The organism is Roseateles sp. DAIF2 (genome assembly GCF_015624425.1).
Lineage (GTDB): Bacteria > Pseudomonadota > Gammaproteobacteria > Burkholderiales > Burkholderiaceae_C > Kinneretia.
In genome coordinates, this window is sequence record NZ_CP049919.1 from 3,561,138 (window position 1) to 3,581,489 (window position 20,352).

The following is a 20,352-nucleotide window of genomic DNA, read 5'->3' on the forward strand; positions in this document are numbered from 1 at the left end:
CGCTCCCCGTTTTCCTGGCTTGTGGCTATCGTCGTCGGGGATTATGCGGGCGGCCGGAGGCCTCAGCCGGGACGGGTCTTGCTCGAGCCGGCAGCCTCGCGCGCGGGCGGGCAGGCCTGCGCCTGCGCATAGCCGCGCAGGAAGGAGCGGCGTGCCAGCCCGGCCTTGATCGCCGCGGCCGTGCTCTCGGAATGGCGCTCGGCGCCACTGAGCTTGCGCACCCAGCCGCGCAGCGGCACGACGCCCTCGGCCGCGCTGCGCAGCGCGCCGTACACCGCATTGCCGGCCGCCTCGCTGCCCTGCTCGACCCAGCCGGCATCGCCCGGCTTCTCGGGCGGCGCATCCAGGTCCGGCCCCAGCACCTCGTCCAGCGCGAGGATCTGCTGCTGCAGATCGGCACAGGCCGGTGGCACGGGCGCGGCATAGGGCGCCTTGCGCGCCTCCAGCAGCACCGGCGGGATCGGCGTCTTGCTGAGATTCAGGTCCTGCAGCGGTGCGCTGGCGGCCTCGGTGATGCGTTCGGTGGCGCCCGGCTTGGCGACCGCGCCCTGCTCCGTCTTGCCGCTGCTGGCGCAGCCCTGCAGCAGCAGCAACAGCGCGACGGCGGCCAGGACGCCGCCGGTTTTTTCTTTCTTCTTCAAGAGCCCTCCCCGGGCGATGGTTGTTGTCGGCGCCGGACTCTAGCAGCCGGCCCGCACCATCGCGCGCGCCTGGCGCCCGCGGGGACGGCGAATCTTCATCATCAGGCCAGCTCGCGCAGCGGATGCTCGGCCGCGGGCCAGGGGCTGGCGAAGAAGGCCTCGACCAGGGCCGGCGTCACCGCCTCGATCTGGGCCGGGTTCCAGCGAGGCTGGTGGTCCTTGTCGATCGCCAGCGCGCGGATGCCCTCGACCGTCTCGCTCTGCGCGCCCGGGCGCAGGTGGAAGCAGTGGTGCACCAGGTCGCGCTCCATGCGCAGGTCCTCGGCCAGGCTCAGTCGGCGCGCGCGGCGCAGCTGCTCCAGGGTCACGGCCAGCATCAGCGGCGAGCGCTGCTGAAGGGTCGCCAGGGTGCGGCGCGACCAGTCGTCGCCGGCCGCGGCCAGCGAGGCCATGATCGCGGCGATGTCGGCGCCGGCGAAATGGCGGTCGATCTGGGTCCGCTGCTCCAGATGGTCGGGCGCGGGCGCCAGGTCGGCGCGCTCCATCACCTCGGCCACCACATGCTCGGCATTGGGCTGATGCCCATGGCGGAAGGCCTCGATGATGGCCGGCAGCTCGCTGCTCTTGACGAACACATCGCCCAGGCCCAGCTCGATCGCGTCGCCGGCGCCGATCGGCTGGCCGGTCAGCGCCAGCCATTCGCCGGTACGGCCCGGGCATTGGCCGAGGAACCAGCCACCGCCGACATCGGGGAACAGGCCGATGTTCGTTTCCGGCATCGCCAGCTTGCTGTGCTCGGTCAGCACGCGCAGCTTGGCACCCTGGCTGATGCCCATGCCGCCGCCCATCACCACGCCATCCATCAGGGCGATATAGGGCTTGGGGTAATGGTGGATCAGGTGGTTGAGCGCGTATTCCTCGGTGAAGAAGGCGCCCAGCTCGGCCAGCGAGGCCGGCGTGCCGGTCGTCGCGGCCTGGTGGAAGAAGCGGATGTCGCCGCCGGCGCAGAAGGCCGCCGGCTTGCCCTCGCGGCCGGCGCCCAGCACCACCACCGCCTGCACCGCCGGCGTGGCGGCCCAGTGCTTCAGCAAGGCGGTGATGTCGCGGATCATCGCCAGCGACAGCGCGTTCAGCGCGTTCGCGCGGTTCAGGGTGATCAGGCCCAGGCAGCCGTTCACCGCGGCCTGGATCTGGCCTTCGGATTGCAGCGCGGGGATCGGGGCAGCGGAACTCATGCCAACTCCATCAGACTTGTCTTTGTTTCTTTTCGGGAGCCCTCAGGCCCAGCAACTCGTTGCCGACCAGGGCGGCCAGCACCATAGCACCTCCGGCCAAGGTCGCGGAAGATGGGGCTTCCCCAGCGCCAAGCCAGGTCCACAGCACGCCGAACAGCACCTCCAGCAGGCCCAGCAGCGCGATCTCCGGCGCGGCCAGCACGCGCGTCAGCCGCACCACCAGCAGGCAGGGCAAGGCCAGCTGGAACAGGCCCAGGCCGGCCAGCAGGGTCAGGTCATGCGCGCCGGCCTGCAGCGGCCAGGCCAGCGGCAGGGTCAGCGCGGCCGAGATCAGCGCGCCGAGCAGCACCGCGACCAGCATGTCGCCACCGCCTCCGCCCTGCCCGCCCACGCGATGGCTGTGCTGCAGCAGGGTCCAGTTGCTGGCCGCGGCCAGCGGCACCGCGAAGGCGATGCCCATGCCGGCCCAGGCGCCGGTGCCGCCCTGCATCTCGTGGCCGAACATCCAGGCGATGCCGGCGCTGGCCAGCCCGATCGCGGCCCAGGTGCGCGCCGGCAGGCGATGCTGCAGGAACAGGCGCGCGAACAGCGCGGTCAGCAGCGGCCCCAGCGCCATCGTCACCAGCACATTGGCCACCGAGGTCAGGGTCAGCGCCAGCATGAAGGCGGTGAACATCGTGGCCCAGCACAGGCCCGAGACCCAGACCGCGCGCGGCGCCTGGCGCAGCTGGCCCCACAGGGCCGCGGGCCCGCGCATCCAGGCCAGCGCCGCCAGCAGCGCCAGCGCGTTGAAGGCGCTGCGCCAGAAGGTGACCTCGAAGCTGCGCGCCGCCTCCAGATGCCGCGACACCACCCCCGCCATGCTCCACAGCAGGGTGACGACGAGCATCAGCAGGACGGCGCGGCGATGGGTCATGAACGGAATTGAGAGCGGCCCCGAAGGGCCGCGGGCCATCAACTGGCTAGAGCCTCCCTCATGGAGGGAGGCTGGAGGGAGCTCACTGCACTCGCGCAGCGAGCGGCCCGCTTACGAGCGGGCTGCTCGCTTGCGGTCGTTTTCCGACAGGTGACGCTTGCGCAGACGCACGCTCTTGGGCGTGATCTCGACCAGCTCGTCGTCGTCGATGAAGTCGACACCGTACTCCAGGGTCAGGTCGATCGGCGGCGTGATCTTGATCGCGTCTTCCTTGCCGCTGACGCGGAAGTTGGTCAGCTGCTTGGTGCGGGTGGCGTTGACCACCAGGTCGTTGTCGCGGCTGTGGATGCCGACGATCATGCCCTCGTAGACCGGGTCGTTCGGCTTGACGAACATGCGGCCGCGGTCGTCCAGCTTGCCCAGGGCGTAGGTGAAGATCTCACCGTCGTCCATCGAGATCAGCACGCCGTTCTTGCGGCCGCCGATGTCGCCCTTGTGGGCCTCGTAGCCGTCGAAGATCGAGGAGATCAGGCCCGAACCGCGGGTCAGGTTCATGAACTCGTTGGAGAAGCCGATCAGGCCGCGGGCCGGGATGCGGTACTCCAGGCGCACGCGGCCATGGCCGTCCGGCTCCATGTTCAGCATCTCGCCCTTGCGCAGACCCAGGGCCTGCATCACGCCGCCCTGATGCAGCTCTTCCACGTCGGCGGTGACCAGCTCCATCGGCTCGGACTTCACGCCGTCGATGTCCTTGAACATCACACGCGGCTTGGAGACGGCCAGCTCGTAGCCTTCGCGGCGCATGTTCTCCAGCAGGATGGTCAGGTGCAGTTCGCCGCGGCCGCAGACCTCGAAGATACCGTCCTCGTCGGTTTCCTTCACGCGCAGCGCGACGTTGTGCTGCAGTTCCTTCTGCAGGCGGTCCCAGATCTGGCGGCTGGTGACGAACTTGCCTTCGCGGCCGGCCAGCGGGCTGGTGTTGACGCAGAAGTTCATCGTCAGGGTCGGCTCGTCGACCTTCAGCATCGGCAGCGGCTGCGGGTTGGCCGGGTCGGTCACGGTCACGCCGATGCCGATGTCCTCGATGCCGTTGATCAGCACGATGTCGCCGGGGCCGGCCTGGGTGGCCTGCATGCGGTCCAGCCCCTGGAAGGTCAGCACCTGGTTGATGCGGCCGTTGACGCTCTTGCCGTCCGGGCCTTCCATCACGGCGACCTGCATGCCCGGCTTGATCGTGCCCTGGCTGATGCGGCCCACGCCGATGCGGCCGACGAAGGTCGAGAAGTCCAGTGCCGAGATCTGCAGTTGCAGGGGCGCTGCCGGGTCACCCTTTTGCGAGGGCACATGCTTGAGCACGGTGTTGAACAGGGCCGACATGTCGGGGCCCCACTGCTCGCCCGGTGCGCCTTCTTCCAGCGAGGTCCAGCCGTTGATACCCGAGGCGTAGACGACCGGGAAGTCCAGCTGCTCGTCGGTGGCGCCCAGCTTGTCGAACAGGTCGAAGGCGGCATTGATCACGGCGTCCGGCTTGGCGCCCGGCTTGTCCACCTTGTTGACCACGACGATCGGCTTCAGGCCCAGGGCCAGCGCCTTCTTGGTCACGAAGCGGGTCTGGGGCATGGGGCCCTCTTGCGCGTCGATCAGCAGCACCACGCCGTCCACCATCGACAGCGCGCGCTCCACCTCGCCGCCGAAGTCCGCGTGGCCCGGGGTGTCGACGATGTTGATGTGCGTGCCTTCCCATGACACAGCGCAGTTCTTGGCCAGGATGGTGATGCCGCGCTCGCGTTCGATGGCGTTGTTGTCCATCACGGTGTCGACCACCTTCTCGTGGTCGGCGAAGGTGCCGCTCTGGCGCAGCAGCTGGTCGACCATCGTGGTCTTGCCATGGTCAACGTGGGCGATGATGGCGATATTGCGGATCTGCTTAGTCATACGACGCTTTCAAAAAATCTGGTACTTCTTCAGGCGCTCAGCAGGGAGTTCACTTCCTGCGGGCTCAACAGGCGGCCGGGAATCAGTTCGCCGGCCGTGATCGAGGCACTGCCCAACAGGGCCTGAGCGTCGGGTCCGTAGACCCGGACATGCGGGGCGTCCGCGGCAGCCACCCGGCGCCGCAGACCGTTGAGGAACTTGGCCGTCTCCTGCCCGTCCAGGCGCAGGGCCGGCCAGTCCGCCAGCAGGGAGTCCGGGGGGCGCAACATCGCTTCGCGCTCCGTTTCGCTCATCGCGGCCAGCGCATCCAGGCTGATCGCGTCGCGCACATGGACCGGGCCGCTGGCCGTGCGGCGCAGCGCCGACAGATGCGCGCCGCAGCCCAGCAGCTCGCCCAGGTCTTCGGCCAGGGTGCGGATATAGGTCCCCTTGGTGCAGCGCACCGCGATGGTCAGCGCCTCATGCTGCCAGTCCAGGATGTCGAGCGCGTGAATCGTCACCCGGCGCGCGGCGCGCTCGATCTCGATGCCCTGACGGGCGTACTCGTAGAGCGCCTTGCCCTGATGCTTGAGCGCCGAATGCATCGGCGGCACCTGCTCGATCTCGCCGGTCAGGCGGGCGCAGGCGGCCTCGATCTGCTCGCGGCTCAGCGCCACCGGCCGCTCGCGCAGGATCTCGCCCTCGGCATCGCCGGTGCTGCTGGTCTGGCCCAGCCTCAGGGTCGCCTCGTAGGCCTTGTCGGCGTCCAGGCTGACCTGGCTGAACTTGGTGGCGGCGCCGAAGCATAGCGGCAGCAGGCCGGTCGCCAGCGGGTCCAGGGTGCCGGTATGGCCGGCCTTCTCGGCGCGCAGCAGCCACTTGGCCTTCTGCAAGGCATCGTTGCTGGACAGGCCCAGGGGCTTGTCCAGCAGCAGCACGCCGTGCAGGGCACGGCGCTGGATGCGTTGGCGAGGGGCCTTCGGCGCGCTCATGGATTCAGTCCTCGCGGCCTTCCGCCTCGTCGTCCAGCGCGCGGGTGGCGTTGGCCTTGGAGATCAGCTGGCTCATCTCGGCCGCGCGCTCGATCGTGCGGTCGTAATGGAAATGCAGGGTCGGCACGGTGTGGATCTGCAGGCGCTTGAACAGGCCGTTGCGCAGGAAGCCGGCGGCCTCGTTCAGCGCGGCCTCGCTCTCGGCCGGATCGCCGACCAGCACCGAGAAGAACACCTTGGCATGGGCGTAGTCGGGGGTGACCTCGACCGCGTTGACGGTGGCCATGCCGATGCGCGGGTCCTTCAGCTCGCGGATCAGCTCGGCCAGATCGCGCTGGATCTGGTCGGCGACGCGGAAGCCGCGGTTGGGAATTGCTCTCTTGTGACGCATCGACTGCTCCTAAACACAAACCCCGCCACTCTGTAGAGGGCGGGGTTGCTGGTTGGGGCCAACTCCGCTGGTTACAGCGTTCGTGCCACTTCCTTGATTTCGAAGAATTCCAGCTGATCACCTTCCTTGATGTCGCTGTAGTTCTTCAGCTTGATACCGCACTCGAAGCCTTCCTTGACTTCCTTCACATCGTCCTTCTCGCGGCGGACCGAGTCGACCTCGCCGGTGTAGACCACGATGTTCTCGCGCAGCAGGCGGAACTTGGCGCCACGGCGCACCAGGCCCGAGGTGACCATCGAACCGGCCACGGTACCAATCTTCGAGGCGACGAACACCACGCGAATCTCGGCCGTGCCCAGCGCTTCCTCGCGCTGCTCCGGGGCCAGCATGCCACCCATCGCCGACTTCACCTCATCGACGGCGTCGTAGATGATGTTGTAGTAGCGGATGTCGACGCCATTGCCCTCGGCCAGCTTGCGCGCATTCGCGTCGGCCCGGGTGTTGAAGCCGATGATGATGGCCTTGGAGGCGATCGCCAGGTTGACGTCCGACTCGCTGATGCCGCCCACCGCCGCATGCACGATCTGCACCTTGACCTCCTCGGTCGACAGCTTGAGCAGCGAGGAAGCCAGCGCCTCCTGCGAGCCCTGCACGTCGGCCTTGATGATCAGCGGCAGGGTCTGCACATCGCCGGCGCCCATGTTCTCGAACATGGATTCCAGCTTGGCGGCCTGCTGCTTGGCCAGCTTGACGTCGCGGTACTTGCCGGAACGGAAGGTGGCGATTTCACGGGCACGGCGCTCGTCGGCCAGCACCATGAACTCGTCGCCGGCCTGCGGCACCTCGGTCAGACCCTGGATCTCGACCGGGATCGATGGGCCGGCCTCGTTGGTCGGCTTGCCGTCCTCATCCAGCATGGCGCGCACGCGGCCATAGGTCGAGCCAGCCAGCACCACGTCGCCGCGCTTGAGCGTGCCGCTCTGCACCAGCACCGTGGCCACCGGGCCGCGGCCCTTGTCCAGCTTGGCTTCGATCACCAGACCCTTGGCCAGCGATTCCTTCGCCGCCTTCAGCTCCAGCACCTCGGCCTGCAGCAGCACCTGCTCCAGCAGCTCGTCGATGCCCTGACCGGTCTTGGACGAGACGCCCACGAACGGGGAATCGCCGCCGAAGTCCTCGGGCACCACCTCTTCGCCGACCAGCTCGCTCTTCAGGCGCTCGATGTTCGAATCGGGCTTGTCGATCTTGGTCATCGCCACGACGATGGGCACGCCCGCCGCCTTGGCATGGCTGATCGCCTCCTTGGTCTGGGGCATCACGCCGTCGTCCGCCGCCACCACCAGGATGACGATGTCGGTCGCCTTGGCGCCGCGGGCACGCATCTGCGTGAAGGCCGCGTGACCCGGGGTGTCCAGGAAGGTGATCATGCCGCGCGGCGTGTCGACGTGATAGGCGCCGATATGCTGCGTGATGCCGCCGGCTTCGCCCGCGGCCACGCGGGCACGGCGGATGTAGTCCAGCAGCGAGGTCTTGCCGTGGTCGACGTGACCCATGACGGTGACGACCGGCGCGCGCGGCAGCATCTCATGCTGCTGCTCGGCGGCGACGCCCTCTTCTTCCAGGAAGGCATCGGGATCGTCCAGCTTGGCCGGGAAGGCCTTGTGGCCCATTTCCTCGACCAGGATCATGGCCGTTTCCTGATCCAGCTGCTGGTTGATCGTGACCATCTGGCCCAGCTTCATCAGCTGCTTGATCACCTCGGAAGCCTTGACCGACATCTTGTGGGCCAGATCGGCCACCGAGATGGTCTCGGGCACATGGACTTCCTGCACCTGCTGCTCGACCGGCGCCACGAAGTTGGACTGCGAGCCGCGATCGTCGCGGCCGCCACGGCGGCCACCCGCGCCACCGCGGGCAGGCGCACGCCAGCCACCGCCGCCCGGACGGGCCGCACCGGGCGCGCCGGTGCCTGCGGGCTTGAGGCCGCGCTTCTTGGCCGCGTCATCGGCCCAGCTGGACGACAGCTTTTCGGACTTGACCGACTTCTTGTCGCCGGGCTTGCCGGCACCGGCCGTCGTGGTCGCGGGCGTCGCGGCACCAGGGGTGCCGGGCTTCTTGTGGATCGTGCCCTTGATCTCGGCCGCAGCGGGCTTCGGCTCCTCGGGCTTCTTCGCGACCATGACAGCCTTGGGCTTGTTCATCATCGCGCGGATGGCTGCGGCCTCGGCCTCGGCGGCCTTGCGGCGGCGCTCCAGGTCGGCCTGCTTCTGCTTTTCCTCGGCGCCGACATCGACGGCCTTGATCACGCGCAGCGCGGGCTTGGGGGCTTCGACCGGCGCGGGCGCCGGAGCCGGAGCCACCGGAGCGGCGGCCACGGGTGCTGCCGGAGCGGGCGCCGGGGCTGCAGCAGCGGCAGGCGCCGTCTTGCCCTTGTTCATGGCCTTGTTGATCGCGGCGGCGGCGTCCTTGGCCGCATCCTTGGCGCTGGCCTTGGCGGCGGCAGCGGCCTCCTTGGCGGCGGCGGCCTCGGCCTCGGCGCGGGCGGCGGCTTCCTCGGCGGCGCGCGCCTCGGCGGCGATGCGCTCCTGGCGACGCTGTTCCTCGGCCTCCTTGGCGGCGCGTTCGGCTTCCTCACGCTCGCGCATGCGGATCGCCAGCTCCTCCTCCTGCTTGCGCAGGGCTTCGGCCTGGGCCTTGGCTTCCTCTTCGCGGCGCTGCAGTTCCGCTTCCTCGGCGGCCTGCGCGGCGGCGTCGTCGACGCCCGGCGCGTCGTCGCGCTTGACGAAGGTGCGGGTCTTCTTCACCTGCACCTGCACGGTACGGGTCTTGCCGCTGGAGTCGGCCTGCTTGATCTCGCTGGTCGAGGTGCGCTTGAGCGTGATCTTCTTGCGATCGGCTCCGCCACCGGTTCCATGCGCGGTGCGCAGGTAGTCCAGCAGACGTTCTTTGTCGGCTTCGTTCAGGGCGTCTTCGCTAGACGCCTTTTTGACGCCCGCAGCTTGCAGCTGCTCAAGCAGCGTGCTTGCAGGCCTTTGGAGCTCTGCAGCGAACTGGGCGACGGTGGTCACAGCCATTGTGGGGATCCTTCAGAATGCTTTCGATGCGGCGCGAGTGGTTGCTGGCCTGTGCTTCAGGCGGTGAACCAATGCTCGCGGGCCTTCATGATCAGGGCACGCGCGGCCGCCTCTTCCAGGCCGGCCAGCTCAACGAGTTCGTCGACGGCCAGATCGGCCAGGTCGTCGCGGGTGTGGATGTCGCCATCCGCAAGTTTGGCGATCAGTTCGGGCGTGACGCCCTCCAGATCACGCAGGTCTTGGGAGACTTCCTCGACCTTTTCCTCGCGGGCGATTTCCATGGTCAGCAGAGCATCCTTGGCCCGGGTGCGCAGCTCGTTGACCGTGTCCTCGTCGAAGGCCTCGATTTCCAGCATCTCCTGCATCGGCACATAGGCCACTTCTTCCAGGCTGGTGAATCCTTCGGCGATCAGGATGTCGGCGACTTCGGCATCCACGTCGAGCTTCTCGACGAAGAGCTTGCGCACCGATTCCGATTCCTGCTCCTGCTTGGCGGCCGACTCCTCGGCCGACATGATGTTGATGCGCCAGCCGGTCAGCTCGGAAGCCAGACGCACGTTCTGGCCGCCGCGGCCGATGGCGATCGCGAGGTTTTCCTCGTCGACCACCACGTCCATCGCGTGGCGTTCCTCATCGACAACAATGCTCTGCACGTTCGCCGGCGCCAGCGCGCCGATCACGAACTGGGCCGGGTCCTCGGACCACAGCACGATATCCACACGCTCGCCGGCCAGCTCGTTGGTCACGGCATTGACGCGCGAGCCGCGCACGCCGACGCAGGTGCCGATCGGGTCGACACGCTTGTCGTGCGACAGCACGGCGATCTTGGCGCGGCTGCCGGAGTCGCGGGCGCAGCTCTTGATCTCCAGGAGGCCCTGCTCGATCTCGGGCACTTCCTGGGCGAACAGCTCCTTCATGAACTCGGGCGAGCTGCGCGAGAGCATGATCTGCGGGCCGCGCTGGGTCGGGTCGACGCCCAGGATCACGGCGCGCAGGCGGTCGCCGGTGCGCAGGTTTTCCTTGGTGATCATCTCGCCGCGCTTCAGGCGCGCCTCGATGCGGCCCGACTCGGCGATGAGGTCGCCCTTGTCCAGACGCTTGACGGTGCCGATGAAGATCTTCTCGCCGCGCGACAGGAAGTCATTCAGCAGCTGTTCGCGCTCGGCGTCGCGGATCTTCTGCAGGATCACCTGCTTCGCGGCCTGGGCGCCGATGCGGCCGATCGGCACCGATTCAACCGGCTCCTCGATGTGGTCGTCCACCTCGATGTCGGCGATCTGCTCCTGGGCCTCGAACAGCAGGATCTCGGCGTCGGCGTTCTGCAGGCCGGCCTCGTTGGGCACGACATGCCAGCGGCGGAAGGTCTCGTAGGCGCCCGAATCGCGGTCAACGGAGACGCGGATGTCCACCTCGCCGCCATACAACTTCTTGGTGGCCGAAGCCAGCGCGGCTTCCACCGCACCGAACACGACATCGCGCTCCACGCTCTTCTCGCGCGAGATGGCGTCCACCAGCATCAACAGTTCGCGGTTCATTGATCGAGACCTCCGTCAACCTTGTCATCCTTGTCGGCGGCAGCGGGCGCTGCTGCTTCTTCTTCATCGCCCGGCTGCTGCCTGGCCTTGGCATTGCTCTGCTTCTTCTTCGCAGTCTTCTTGCCGGCGGCCTTGTCACCTGTCTTGCCACCATCGGCGCCGTCGGCGCCCGCGGCCTTGCGGCCCTTGAAGTTCACGGCCGGCACCAGCCGGGCATCGCGCACCTCTTCAAGGGAAAAATCCAATGCTTGTTCGACCTTGCCGTCGCTGAACACGACGCGCCAGCCCTCGCCCTCGGCCAGCAGCTGGCCGCGATAGCGTTTGCGGCCCTGGAAGGCCAGCTTCAGCATGATCTCGACCTGCTCGCCCACGAAGCGGGCGTAGTCGGCCGCCTTGCGCAGCGGCCGATCCAGCCCCGGGGAGGACACCTCCAGGCGCTGGTAGTCGGTGTTTTCCACTTCCAGCACATACTGCAGCTGGCGGGTCACCTTCTCGCAATCGTCCACCGTGATCACCTCGCCGGCGGTGGCCTGCTCGGCCAGCTTGTCGATGTACACACGCAGCAAACCCGCGGCACTGCGTTCACAGTCCACCAGGTCATAGCCCAGACCGGTCACGGTCTTCTCAACAGCGGCTTGCCAACTCATGCGTGCGTTATTTCGATCTCGAACGAAAGCGATACGGTTAAAAAAGATCAAGCAAAAAAAATGGGCTGGATGAATCCGCCCACCTTCTTCGCCACTGATCGCTGCTTGGAGCTTCTCAGCGAAGCCAGGATTGTACTATGCAAGCACCATGCCGGCAAGCTGCCTCACTTGCGTGTTGCGCTTGCCATGCCAAAATCCAGCCCCGATTTTAACGAATAGGAGCCACCATGGGTTTTCTCGCCGGCAAGCGACTGCTGATCACGGGCGTGTTGTCCAACCGCTCGATCGCCTACGGCATCGCACGCGCCTGCCATCGCGAGGGGGCCGAACTGGCCTTCAGCTATCAGGGCGAACGTTTCAAGGACCGCATCACCGAGTTTGCCGCCGAGTTTGGCTCCAATCTCGTGTTCGATTGCGATGTGTCGGATGACGCCCAGATCGAAAACCTGTTTGCGCAGCTGGGCGAGGCCTGGCCGGAATTCGATGGCTTCGTGCATTCGATCGGTTTCGCGCCGCGCGAGGCGATTGCCGGCGATTTCCTGGACGGCCTGACGCGCGAGAATTTCCGCATCGCCCATGACATCTCGGCCTACAGCTTCCCGGCCATGGCCAAGGCCGCCGCGCCGCGCCTGCGCGCCGGCTCCTCGCTGCTGACCCTGTCCTACCTGGGCGCCGAGCGCTACGTGCCCAACTACAACACCATGGGTCTGGCCAAGGCCTCGCTGGAAGCCAGCGTGCGTTACCTGGCCTATTCGCTGGGCGCCAAGGGCGTGCGCGTCAACGGCATCTCGGCCGGCCCGATCAAGACCCTGGCCGCCTCCGGCATCAAGGACTTCGGCAAGCTGCTGACCGCCTTCGCCGCCAGCGCGCCGATCCGCCGCAATGTGACGATCGACGATGTCGGCAACACCGCCGCCTTCCTGTTCTCCGACCTGGCCGGCGGCATCAGCTCCGAGGTGATCTACGTCGACGGCGGCTTCAGCCATGTCGCCCTGGCCGACGAAGCCTCCTGAGGCGCCGACACCCAAAGCAAACGGGGCCCCGCGGGGCCCCGTTTTTCATGCGCGACGCGCTTACTTGGCCACGCAGTCGACGAAGTAGCGGGTTTGGCCGTCCTCGCCCTGCTCCGCCACCAGGCCATGCACGTCGGTCGCGAAGCCCGGGAACTTGACGTTGAAGGCGCGGGTGAACTTCAGGTAGTCGACGATCTTCTTGTTGAAGCGCTCGCCCGGGATCAAGAGCGGGATGCCGGGCGGGTACGGCGTTAGCAGCGAGGTCGTGACGCGGCCTTCCAGCTCGTCGATCGCGACGCGCTCGGTCTTGCGGTGCGCTATGCAGGCATAGGCATCGCTGGGCTTCATCGCCGGCTCCAGGTCGGACAGATAGACCTCGGTCGTCAGGCGCGCGATGTCACCCTGGGCATAGGCCTCGTGGATGCTCTGGCACAGGTCGCGCAGACCCATGCGCTCATAGCGCGGCTGGGCGGCAACGAACTCCGGCATGATGCGCCACAGCGGCGCGTTCTTGTCGTAGTCGTCCTTGAACTGCTGCAGCGCGGTCACCAGCGTGTTCCAGCGGCCCTTGGTGATGCCGATCGTGAACATGATGAAGAACGAGTACAGGCCCGTCTTCTCGACCACCACGCCATGCTCGGCCAGGAACTTGGTGACGATGCTGGCCGGGATGCCGGTCTTGGCAAACTTGCCGCTCATGTCCAGGCCGGGCGTGATGATGGTGGACTTGATCGGGTCCAGCATGTTGAAGCCGGCCTCGATCGGGCCGAAGCCATGCCACTTCTCGTTGGCCTTCAGCATCCAGTCCGCCGGCTTGCCGACGCCCTCGGCCGTCAGCTGCTTGTCCGGCCCCCAGACCTTGAACCACCAGTCGGACTTGCCGTAGTCCTTCTCGACCTTGCGCATCGCGCGGCGGAAGTCCAGCGCCTCGGCCAGACTCTCCTCCACCAGCGCGGTGCCGCCGGGCGGCTCCATCATCGCGGCCGCGACGTCGCAGCTGGCGATGATGCTGTACTGCGGGCTGGTCGAGGTGTGCATCAGATAGGCCTCGTTGAAGAGGTGCCGATCCAGCTTGACGTTCTGCGAGTCCTGCACCAGCACCTGCGAGGCCTGACTCAGGCCGGCCAGCAGCTTGTGGGTGGACTGGGTTGCGTAGACCATGGCCGTCTTCGGGCGCGGGCGGTTCTTGCCCATCGCGTGATACGAGCCGTAGAAGGTGTGGAAGGCCGCGTGCGGCAGCCAGGCCTCGTCGAAATGCAGGGTGTCGATCCAGCCGTCCAGCTTGGCCTTGATGGTCTCGGTGTTGTAGAGCACGCCGTCATAGGTGCTCTGCGTCAGGGTCATGATGCGCGGCTTGACCTTCTTGACGTCCACGCCCTTGAGCAGCGGGTTCTTGGCGATCTTCTTCTTGATCGACTCGGGCGAGAACTCGCTCTCAGGGATCGGGCCGATGATGCCGTAATGGTTGCGCGTCGGCGTCATGAACACCGGCACCGCGCCGGTCATGATGATCGAGTGCAGGATGGACTTGTGGCAGTTGCGGTCGACCACCACCACATCGCCCGGCGCCACCGTGTGGTGCCAGACCATCTTGTTGGAGGTGCTGGTGCCGTTGGTGACGAAGAAACAATGGTCGGCATTGAAGATGCGCGCGGCATTCTTCTCCGAGGCGGCCACCGGGCCGGTGTGGTCCAGCAGCTGGCCCAGCTCCTCGACCGCATTGCAGACATCGGCGCGCAGCATGTTCTCGCCGAAGAACTGGTGGAACATCTGGCCCACCGGACTCTTCAGGAAGGCAACGCCGCCGGAATGACCCGGGCAATGCCAGCTGTAGGAGCCGTCCTGGGCATAGTCCATCAGCGCCTTGAAGAACGGCGGCGCCAGGCCGTCGAGGTAGCTGCGCGCCTCGCGGATGATGTGGCGGGCCACGAACTCCGGCGTATCCTCGAACATGTGGATGAAGCCATGCAGCTCGCGCAGCACATCGTTGGGCAGATGCTGCGAGGTGCGCGTCTCGCCGTAGACATAGATCGGGATGTCCGCATTCTTGAAGCGGATCTCCTCGATGAACTTGCGCAGGTTCACGACCGCCGGATCCAGCTCGGGACCGGGCGTGAACTCGTTGTCGTCGATCGACAGGATGAAGGCGCCGGCGCGGCTCTGCTGCTGGGCGAACTGGCTCAGGTCACCGTAGCTGGTCACGCCCAGGACCTCGAAGCCCTCCTTCTGGATCGCGTCCGCCAGGGCGCGGATGCCCAAACCCGAGGTGTTCTCGGAGCGATAGTCCTCGTCGATGATGACAATCGGAAAACGGAAACGCAGCATGCGGGGCCTCCAGGGGGCAAAGAGCAGCAAAAAACGAAGGCGCGAAGTGTAGGGCCAAGAAGCGCGCTGGCGCCGGCTTCGCGCCGTCATCTTCATGCTTTGTCGCACAAACAGGACGGCTACACTGAACCGACATCAAGATGACAAGCGGAGGGTGAGCAAGATGGACAACCTGCCCCATGGCGCCACGTTCTGGTGGATCGCGGCCGGCCTGCTGGTGGCGGTCGAGCTGAGCACCGGTACCTTCTACCTGCTGATGCTGGCGCTGGGCGCGGCCGCCGCGGCGCTGGGCGCCCATCTGGGCCTGGGCCTCAGCAGCCAGATCACGCTGGCCGCCCTGGTCGGCGGTGCGGCGGTCGCACTCTGGCACCGCCGTCGCGCGCGGCGCCCGCAGCAGGCTGCCGAGAGCAACCCCGACGTCAACTTGGACATCGGCCAGACCGTGCTGGTCGAGCAATGGGGGCCGGATGGTCATGCCACCGTCAAATACCGCGGCGCCGAATGGCAGGTCCGCTACCGCGGCAGCGACCGCCCCGAGGCCGGCCGCTACGTGATCCGCGCGGTCGAGGGCAGCTGCCTGCTGCTGGATCGCTGAACATCCCGCTCATTCCACATCCATCGAGGAGGACTCAAGCATGGAAATCGCACTGGTACTGCTGGTCATCGCCGCCATCTTCATCGCCCGCGCCGTCAAGGTGGTGCCGCAGCAGAACGCCTGGGTGGTCGAACGCCTGGGCAAGTACCACGGCACCCTGACCCCGGGGCTGAACTTCCTCGTGCCCTTTGTCGACCGCCTCGCCTACAAGCATTCGCTGAAGGAAATCCCGCTCGACGTACCCAGCCAGGTCTGCATCACCAAGGACAACACCCAGCTGACGGTAGACGGCATCCTCTATTTCCAGGTGACGGACGCGATGCGCGCCAGCTACGGCTCCAGCAACTACATCGTCGCGATCACCCAGCTGGCCCAGACCACGCTGCGCTCGGTGATCGGCCGCATGGAGCTGGACCGCACCTTCGAGGAGCGCGCCATCATCAACACCTCGGTCGTCGAGGCGCTGGACGAGGCCGCGCTGAACTGGGGCGTCAAGGTGCTGCGCTACGAGATCAAGGACCTGACCCCGCCGCCGGCCATCCTGCATTCGATGCAGGCCCAGATCACCGCCGAGCGCGAGAAGCGCGCGCTGATCGCCGCCTCCGAGGGCCGTCGCCAGGAGCAGATCAATATCGCCACCGGCGAGCGCGAGGCCGCGATCGCCCGCTCCGAGGGCGAGAAGCAGGCCGAGATCAACAAGGCCCAGGGCGAAGCCGCCGCGATCACCGCGGTGGCCGACGCCACCGCCGACGCGATCCGCAAGATCGCCGCCTCGATCGAGCAGCCGGGCGGCCAGCAGGCCGTGCAGCTGAAGGTGGCCGAAAAGGCCGTCGATGCCTACGCCCAGCTGGCCCAGAAGAACAACACCATGATCGTGCCGGGCAATATGAGCGAGGTCGGCGGCCTGATCGGCACCGCGATGGCCCTGATGAAGGGCCACAAGCCCAGTTAAGCGGCCTGGCGCAGGCCGGCCGCGCGGTAGTCGGCCAGTTCGGCGATGCTGAGCAGCGGCAGGCCATGGCGCTCGGCAAAGTCCAGCACCTGGGCGCCGCGCGCCATCGTGCCATCGGCATTCATCAGCTCGCACAGCACCGCCGCGCCCGACAGACCGGCCATCAGGGCCAGGTCCACCGAGCCCTCGGTATGGCCACGCCGCGCCAGCACGCCGCCCGGCTGCGCGCGCAGTGGGAACACATGGCCGGGCCGGGCCAGGTCCGCGGGTCGCGCGTCCGGCGCGATCGCGGCGCGCACCGTGGTCAGCCGGTCGGCCGCGCTGACCCCGGTGCTGACGCCCTGCGCCGCCTCGATGCTGACCGTGAAGGCCGTGCCATAGCGGCTCTCGTTCAGGCTCACCATCGGCGGCAGCGCCAGGCGCTGCACCATCGCGTCCTGCAGGCACAGGCAGACGATGCCGCTGCATTCGCGGATCAGCAGGGCCATCGAGACCTCGGTCAGACGCTCGGCCGCGATGATCAGGTCGGCCTCGTCCTCGCGGTCGTTGTCGTCGGTCAGCACGACCGGCCGGCCCTCGCGCATCGCCAGCAGGGCCGCCGCCAGGCGGCCGGGCATGCGCAAGAGCTCCTGCTCGCCACAGGCCTGGGCATCGGGGAACTTGGAAAGGGAAGTAGCGGTAGAGATAAGAGACATGGTTGAAACGCTCCTCGCGTTGGAGAGAAGACATTTCAGGGCGCGCAAACAGGCATGCGGCCGGACGCCGGCGCCCGCCGCGGCTTGAACCGAACGGCAAACGCCCACGCCGCGACCGAACGCGCGTCGGCACATCTTCTTTCATCCGGACTGTGACCGTCGGCCCTGGCATCGCACCAGATCTGCTGACCCCGAGCCGGGGAGGCTCGGGCGCTCGCGGGCTCGCGGGCTCGCCATCGTCGATGTCGATCGATGCCGGACCCGCCTACCGCCGGTGGGGAGTTTCACCCCGCCCTGAAGACGTGTGCCGGCTTGTTTCACCGGCGCCGGCATGCTAACCGAGAGCGGCCGAACTCTGCTGTCGCGCAATTTGCCAGACGCACGCCAAAACTGCGTTATGATGGCGGGCTTCGGAGAGGTGGATGAGCGGTTTAAGTCGCACGCCTGGAAAGCGTGTGTGGGTTAATAGCCCACCGCGGGTTCGAATCCCGCCCTCTCCGCCAGAAACACCCTCAGAAAGCCCGGTTCTCCTATAGAGATCGGGCTTTTTTGTCTTCTAGCGTTCAACTCCTCTCTCGGGGCTGCGCGCGCTTGCTGGGGGTATTTTTGAGGGTACATTTTTCGGCACTGGGGGTACTTTACAAATCCCCTGTCGGAGGCCTTCATGCCCGCGACTGCTCACGTCGAAGTCGAGTCCGATGGCGCTGGGCGCAACAGGCGCTCCGCCCTGACGGAGGTTGCCATCAAGGCCGCCAAGCCCACCCCCACCTCGTACAAGCTCTGGGACAAGAACGGACTGCACCTCCTGGCCACTCCGGCAGGTTCCAAGCTGTGGCGCTGGGGGTACCGATTCGCCGGGAAAGAAAAGTTGATGGCCTTCGGTGCCTATCCGCTGATTGCGCTTCGACAAGTGCGCGAAGCCCACGAGGACGCCCGCAGACTGTTGGCAGCAGGCACTGACCCCATGGAAGCCCGCAAGACTGCGAAGGTGGAACAACGCCTCGCTGCTCAAAATAGCTTCGCAGCCGTTGCCAAGCTGTGGTGGGCCAGTTGGAAGTCGGCCCGCAGCGACAGCTGGACGTCGCTGACGTCAAGCGGCTCAAGGCGTTGGAGTTGGAGAACACATGCACCTCATCCCGACCTACAGTTCCTGGCTCAATCAGCTTGAACGCTTCTTCGCCCTGATCACCGACAAGGCCATTTGCCGCGGCTCATTTACCAGCGTCAAGCAACTGGTTCAACGCATCGACCACTTCGTCTCCGCGCTCAACGCAAATTGCCAGCCATTCCGATGGACGGCCACAGCTGATTCCATGACCATCGCTGGCCATGTGGATCTTCGTGCTCAGCCCGCCTCGGGAACGCCCCAGAGCCGGATTCTTGGCCCCTCTTTGCCGGTCGCAGCCTGCTGGTGCGCACGAACAATGGTGCTGTCGATCAGCAGGTCTTGGTTGCCCCTGTCCTTGACCAGCACGGCAAACACCCGCTCCCAGACCCCGGCGGCCGCCCAGCGCGTGAAGCGCTTGTGCACCGTCTTGTACTTACCGTAGCGCTCCGGCAGATCGCTCCAGCGGGCACCTGAGCGCAGCACCCAAAGCACGCCGTTGACGAAGGCACGGTTGTCCACACCGCTTCGTCCTGGGTCTGAGGGTTTGCCTGGCAGCAAACCCTCAAGACGTTCCCACTGGTGATCTGTCAGTTCGTAGCGGCTGGGGCGTGACATTCGGGCTTGGTTCCTCCGGCCCGGATCGTCTCATTTTCCTGCACCTCTTCTCTGAATGTCGATTCAGCCTAGCCCCTCATTCACGACCTATTCAATCGCTGCCGTACGAAAGGAAACAGGAATGGACCGCATGGTTTTGGAGCATGATCTGCGCCGCTTCGCTGAGCGCGACTTCGTCGAGCTTGTCCTGCAGAGCCCCCCATGGCTATGGACGCAGAACCGTCTGGACCCATGCCCGCTCCCAGGTATCCTCATCTTCGCTGCTTCCCGCAGTCGACCGAGTCCGCCTTGTCGTCCTGGTCTCCAATCCGAACAGCGACGCTACCGTCGAAAGGGTTCGCCAGGTTCTGGGTCTGCAGAGCAAAGCATAGTGGACCTCAGGGAGCAAAGCGTCTCGCCGGGACGCCCTGCGTCACTCATGAAGCAGCGAGCTCCCGCCTAGCAACGACCTCCGACACATCGATCAAGTACATCTGGCGAGCCGCCTCATGCACAGAGTCGATGCAGACCTGACGTCCGTCGCGACTCCAGCGCGGGTGCAGATCACAGCGGTTCTCCTTGCCAAGCCTGGGATCAGCGTAGAAGCTGCCCAACTCATGGCGTAGCCCCGTTTCCATGTCGTAGATGAAGAGGATGCGCTCGTGCGTTCGATCGTCGGGATAGGTGTCGCTGAGCAGCCAGCGGCGGTCCACCGGCGAGAAGCTCATATGCCCATTCTCGCGGAGCACCTCCGGCCCCACCACGGTCACCGCCCCCCGAGGTCGATCCTGATAGAGATGGTAGTGAATGCCACCAGCATGCGGTCCCCAGACGATGATGCTCCCGTCGTCGACCCACATGGGATGCGAGATCTGGAACTCCGACTTCTCATAGTCGAAGGTCCCCACCGCGTCCGGATCAAAGCCCTGGCCGAGTTGCGGCAAGGGGTGGTCCGAGCATTCCAGCAAGGACATGCCGCTGCCATCGGGATTCAGCGTGATCAGACGATGTAGGAAGCAGGTTTCATCCTCGACGCGCTCGGTCCAGCGGTGCAGCAGAAGGACGCGCGACGACGAGGGGTTGATTTCGATATGGCTGACCCAATGAATAGCCCGCTCCATCGATGCACGGGGATGGAACTCGCGCAGTGCCTGGTAGCTGAGGATGAGCTGCGACTCCCCGGTCGACAGGTCCATCCTGTAGACACCGTCGTCTCGCGGAGCCAAGGACATGGCAAACGGCCCGCCGTCCTCGCTGTAGCCGATCGTCTCGTGGGTGACGTACAGCCGCCGGTAGTCGATGCACAAGGCATAGCGGCTGTCCGGCGCCACCACATACACGGGCAGGGGAAGCCGGGTTCTCTCACCGCTCTCGATGTCCACGATGGTCGAACCGAAGCCGGGGTACCGGGCTGAGGCATCCCCGCTGCGGCAGTTGAAGATGAGTTTTCTGCCCGGTGCTCCATCGAGCCATTGCAGCTGGCTGCCCATCTGCCAGTTCCAGGCGGTAGTGAGGTCCACGCGATGAAAGCGGTCGGCATCGTCCAGGTCGAAGTAGCCGATCTCGGCCTGCAACGCCGGCGAAAGCCGTGCATCCTTCATCGGCACGCGCTGGGCCAGAACATAACGGCCGCTCTTGTCCCAGGGCGTCTTGTCGTAGTAGCCGAAGAAATGGTGCTGGGGCCCTGTGCCCAGCCGGCGGATCGGAAATTTGGAGCTGCTCATG

The 20,352-nt window shown here is 66.3% G+C and carries 15 protein-coding genes, 1 tRNA gene, 3 pseudogenes and 1 riboswitch; of the genes and pseudogenes, 6 read left to right on the forward strand and 13 right to left on the reverse strand.

Going from position 1 to position 20,352, the window contains the following annotated elements:
* Positions 1 to 62: 62 nt before the first annotated feature.
* The 9 genes and pseudogenes from G8A07_RS16490 to rimP all read right to left on the reverse strand — a co-directional run.
* A complete protein-coding gene (locus G8A07_RS16490) occupies positions 63 to 641 on the reverse strand; it encodes a hypothetical protein (protein ID WP_249937024.1) in 579 nt (192 codons plus the stop codon).
* 101 nt (positions 642 to 742) lie between these two features.
* On the reverse strand, positions 743 to 1,876 hold the full coding sequence (locus G8A07_RS16495) for an enoyl-CoA hydratase/isomerase family protein (protein ID WP_195793117.1): 1,134 nt from the start codon (positions 1,874 to 1,876) through the stop codon (positions 743 to 745).
* A gap of 10 nt (positions 1,877 to 1,886) precedes the next feature.
* Positions 1,887 to 2,792: a DMT family transporter gene (locus G8A07_RS16500; RefSeq protein ID WP_195793118.1), complete on the reverse strand. Its 906-nt coding sequence runs from the start codon at positions 2,790 to 2,792 to the stop codon at positions 1,887 to 1,889.
* A 111-nt stretch (positions 2,793 to 2,903) separates the two neighbouring features.
* Positions 2,904 to 4,727, reverse strand: a complete 1,824-nt coding sequence (gene typA / locus G8A07_RS16505; protein WP_195793119.1) for a translational GTPase TypA — start codon at positions 4,725 to 4,727, stop codon at positions 2,904 to 2,906.
* 29 nt (positions 4,728 to 4,756) lie between these two features.
* The gene (gene truB, locus G8A07_RS16510) at positions 4,757 to 5,698 is read right to left on the reverse strand and encodes a tRNA pseudouridine(55) synthase TruB (RefSeq protein ID WP_195793120.1); all 942 of its coding nucleotides are present in this window, start codon (positions 5,696 to 5,698) and stop codon (positions 4,757 to 4,759) included.
* Positions 5,699 to 5,702: 4 nt separating this feature from the next.
* On the reverse strand, positions 5,703 to 6,089 hold the full coding sequence (rbfA, locus tag G8A07_RS16515) for a 30S ribosome-binding factor RbfA (protein WP_195793121.1): 387 nt from the start codon (positions 6,087 to 6,089) through the stop codon (positions 5,703 to 5,705).
* A 71-nt stretch (positions 6,090 to 6,160) separates the two neighbouring features.
* Positions 6,161 to 9,163 (reverse strand): translation initiation factor IF-2, encoded by a 3,003-nt coding sequence (gene infB, locus G8A07_RS16520; RefSeq protein ID WP_195793122.1) that lies wholly within the window; start codon positions 9,161 to 9,163, stop codon positions 6,161 to 6,163.
* A 56-nt stretch (positions 9,164 to 9,219) separates the two neighbouring features.
* Positions 9,220 to 10,698, reverse strand: coding sequence for a transcription termination factor NusA (gene nusA, locus G8A07_RS16525; RefSeq protein ID WP_195793123.1), 1,479 nt, complete (start codon positions 10,696 to 10,698; stop codon positions 9,220 to 9,222).
* Positions 10,699 to 10,871: 173 nt separating this feature from the next.
* Positions 10,872 to 11,345: pseudogene (rimP, locus tag G8A07_RS16530) on the reverse strand (ribosome maturation factor RimP); the annotation flags it as partial.
* A 227-nt stretch (positions 11,346 to 11,572) separates the two neighbouring features.
* Here rimP and fabI point away from each other — a divergent pair.
* Positions 11,573 to 12,358: an enoyl-ACP reductase FabI gene (gene fabI / locus G8A07_RS16535; protein WP_195793124.1), complete on the forward strand. Its 786-nt coding sequence runs from the start codon at positions 11,573 to 11,575 to the stop codon at positions 12,356 to 12,358.
* A 60-nt stretch (positions 12,359 to 12,418) separates the two neighbouring features.
* Here the strand turns inward: fabI and G8A07_RS16540 are convergent, their stop codons facing one another.
* Positions 12,419 to 14,683 carry an arginine/lysine/ornithine decarboxylase gene (locus G8A07_RS16540; protein WP_195793125.1) on the reverse strand — a complete coding sequence of 755 codons (2,265 nt, stop codon included), beginning with the start codon at positions 14,681 to 14,683 and terminating at the stop codon, positions 12,419 to 12,421.
* A gap of 163 nt (positions 14,684 to 14,846) precedes the next feature.
* On the opposite strand from G8A07_RS16540, the gene G8A07_RS16545 reads away from it, so the two are divergent.
* Together G8A07_RS16545 and G8A07_RS16550 are read left to right on the forward strand one after the other, a co-directional pair.
* Positions 14,847 to 15,278, forward strand: coding sequence for an NfeD family protein (locus tag G8A07_RS16545; RefSeq protein WP_195793126.1), 432 nt, complete (start codon positions 14,847 to 14,849; stop codon positions 15,276 to 15,278).
* 40 nt (positions 15,279 to 15,318) lie between these two features.
* Complete coding sequence (locus tag G8A07_RS16550; RefSeq protein WP_195793127.1) at positions 15,319 to 16,230, forward strand: SPFH domain-containing protein; 912 nt, start codon at positions 15,319 to 15,321, stop codon at positions 16,228 to 16,230.
* Here the strand turns inward: G8A07_RS16550 and ribB are convergent.
* A complete protein-coding gene (gene ribB / locus G8A07_RS16555) occupies positions 16,227 to 16,925 on the reverse strand; it encodes a 3,4-dihydroxy-2-butanone-4-phosphate synthase (protein WP_195793128.1) in 699 nt (232 codons plus the stop codon). The genes G8A07_RS16550 and ribB overlap by 4 nt on opposite strands.
* Positions 16,926 to 17,054: 129 nt before the next feature.
* Positions 17,055 to 17,231, reverse strand: a riboswitch (FMN riboswitch).
* Between the two features lie 106 nt (positions 17,232 to 17,337).
* Here ribB and G8A07_RS16560 point away from each other — a divergent pair.
* The 3 genes and pseudogenes from G8A07_RS16560 to G8A07_RS16570 all read left to right on the forward strand — a co-directional run.
* Positions 17,338 to 17,428 (forward strand) — tRNA-Ser (locus tag G8A07_RS16560).
* A 161-nt stretch (positions 17,429 to 17,589) separates the two neighbouring features.
* Positions 17,590 to 18,093 (forward strand): Arm DNA-binding domain-containing protein, encoded by a 504-nt coding sequence (locus G8A07_RS16565; protein WP_195793129.1) that lies wholly within the window; start codon positions 17,590 to 17,592, stop codon positions 18,091 to 18,093.
* A pseudogene (locus G8A07_RS16570) lies at positions 18,047 to 18,241 on the forward strand (IS630 family transposase); the annotation flags it as partial. The gene G8A07_RS16565 and the pseudogene G8A07_RS16570, both read left to right, overlap by 47 nt.
* On the opposite strand, the pseudogene G8A07_RS16575 reads toward G8A07_RS16570, so the two are convergent.
* Together G8A07_RS16575 and G8A07_RS16580 are read right to left on the reverse strand one after the other, a co-directional pair.
* Positions 18,236 to 18,648 (reverse strand): annotated as a pseudogene (locus tag G8A07_RS16575) (IS5 family transposase); the annotation flags it as partial. The pseudogenes G8A07_RS16570 and G8A07_RS16575 overlap by 6 nt on opposite strands.
* Before the next feature lie 416 nt (positions 18,649 to 19,064).
* Positions 19,065 to 20,351, reverse strand: coding sequence for a hypothetical protein (locus G8A07_RS16580; protein WP_195793130.1), 1,287 nt, complete (start codon positions 20,349 to 20,351; stop codon positions 19,065 to 19,067).
* Position 20,352: the final 1 nt, after the last annotated feature.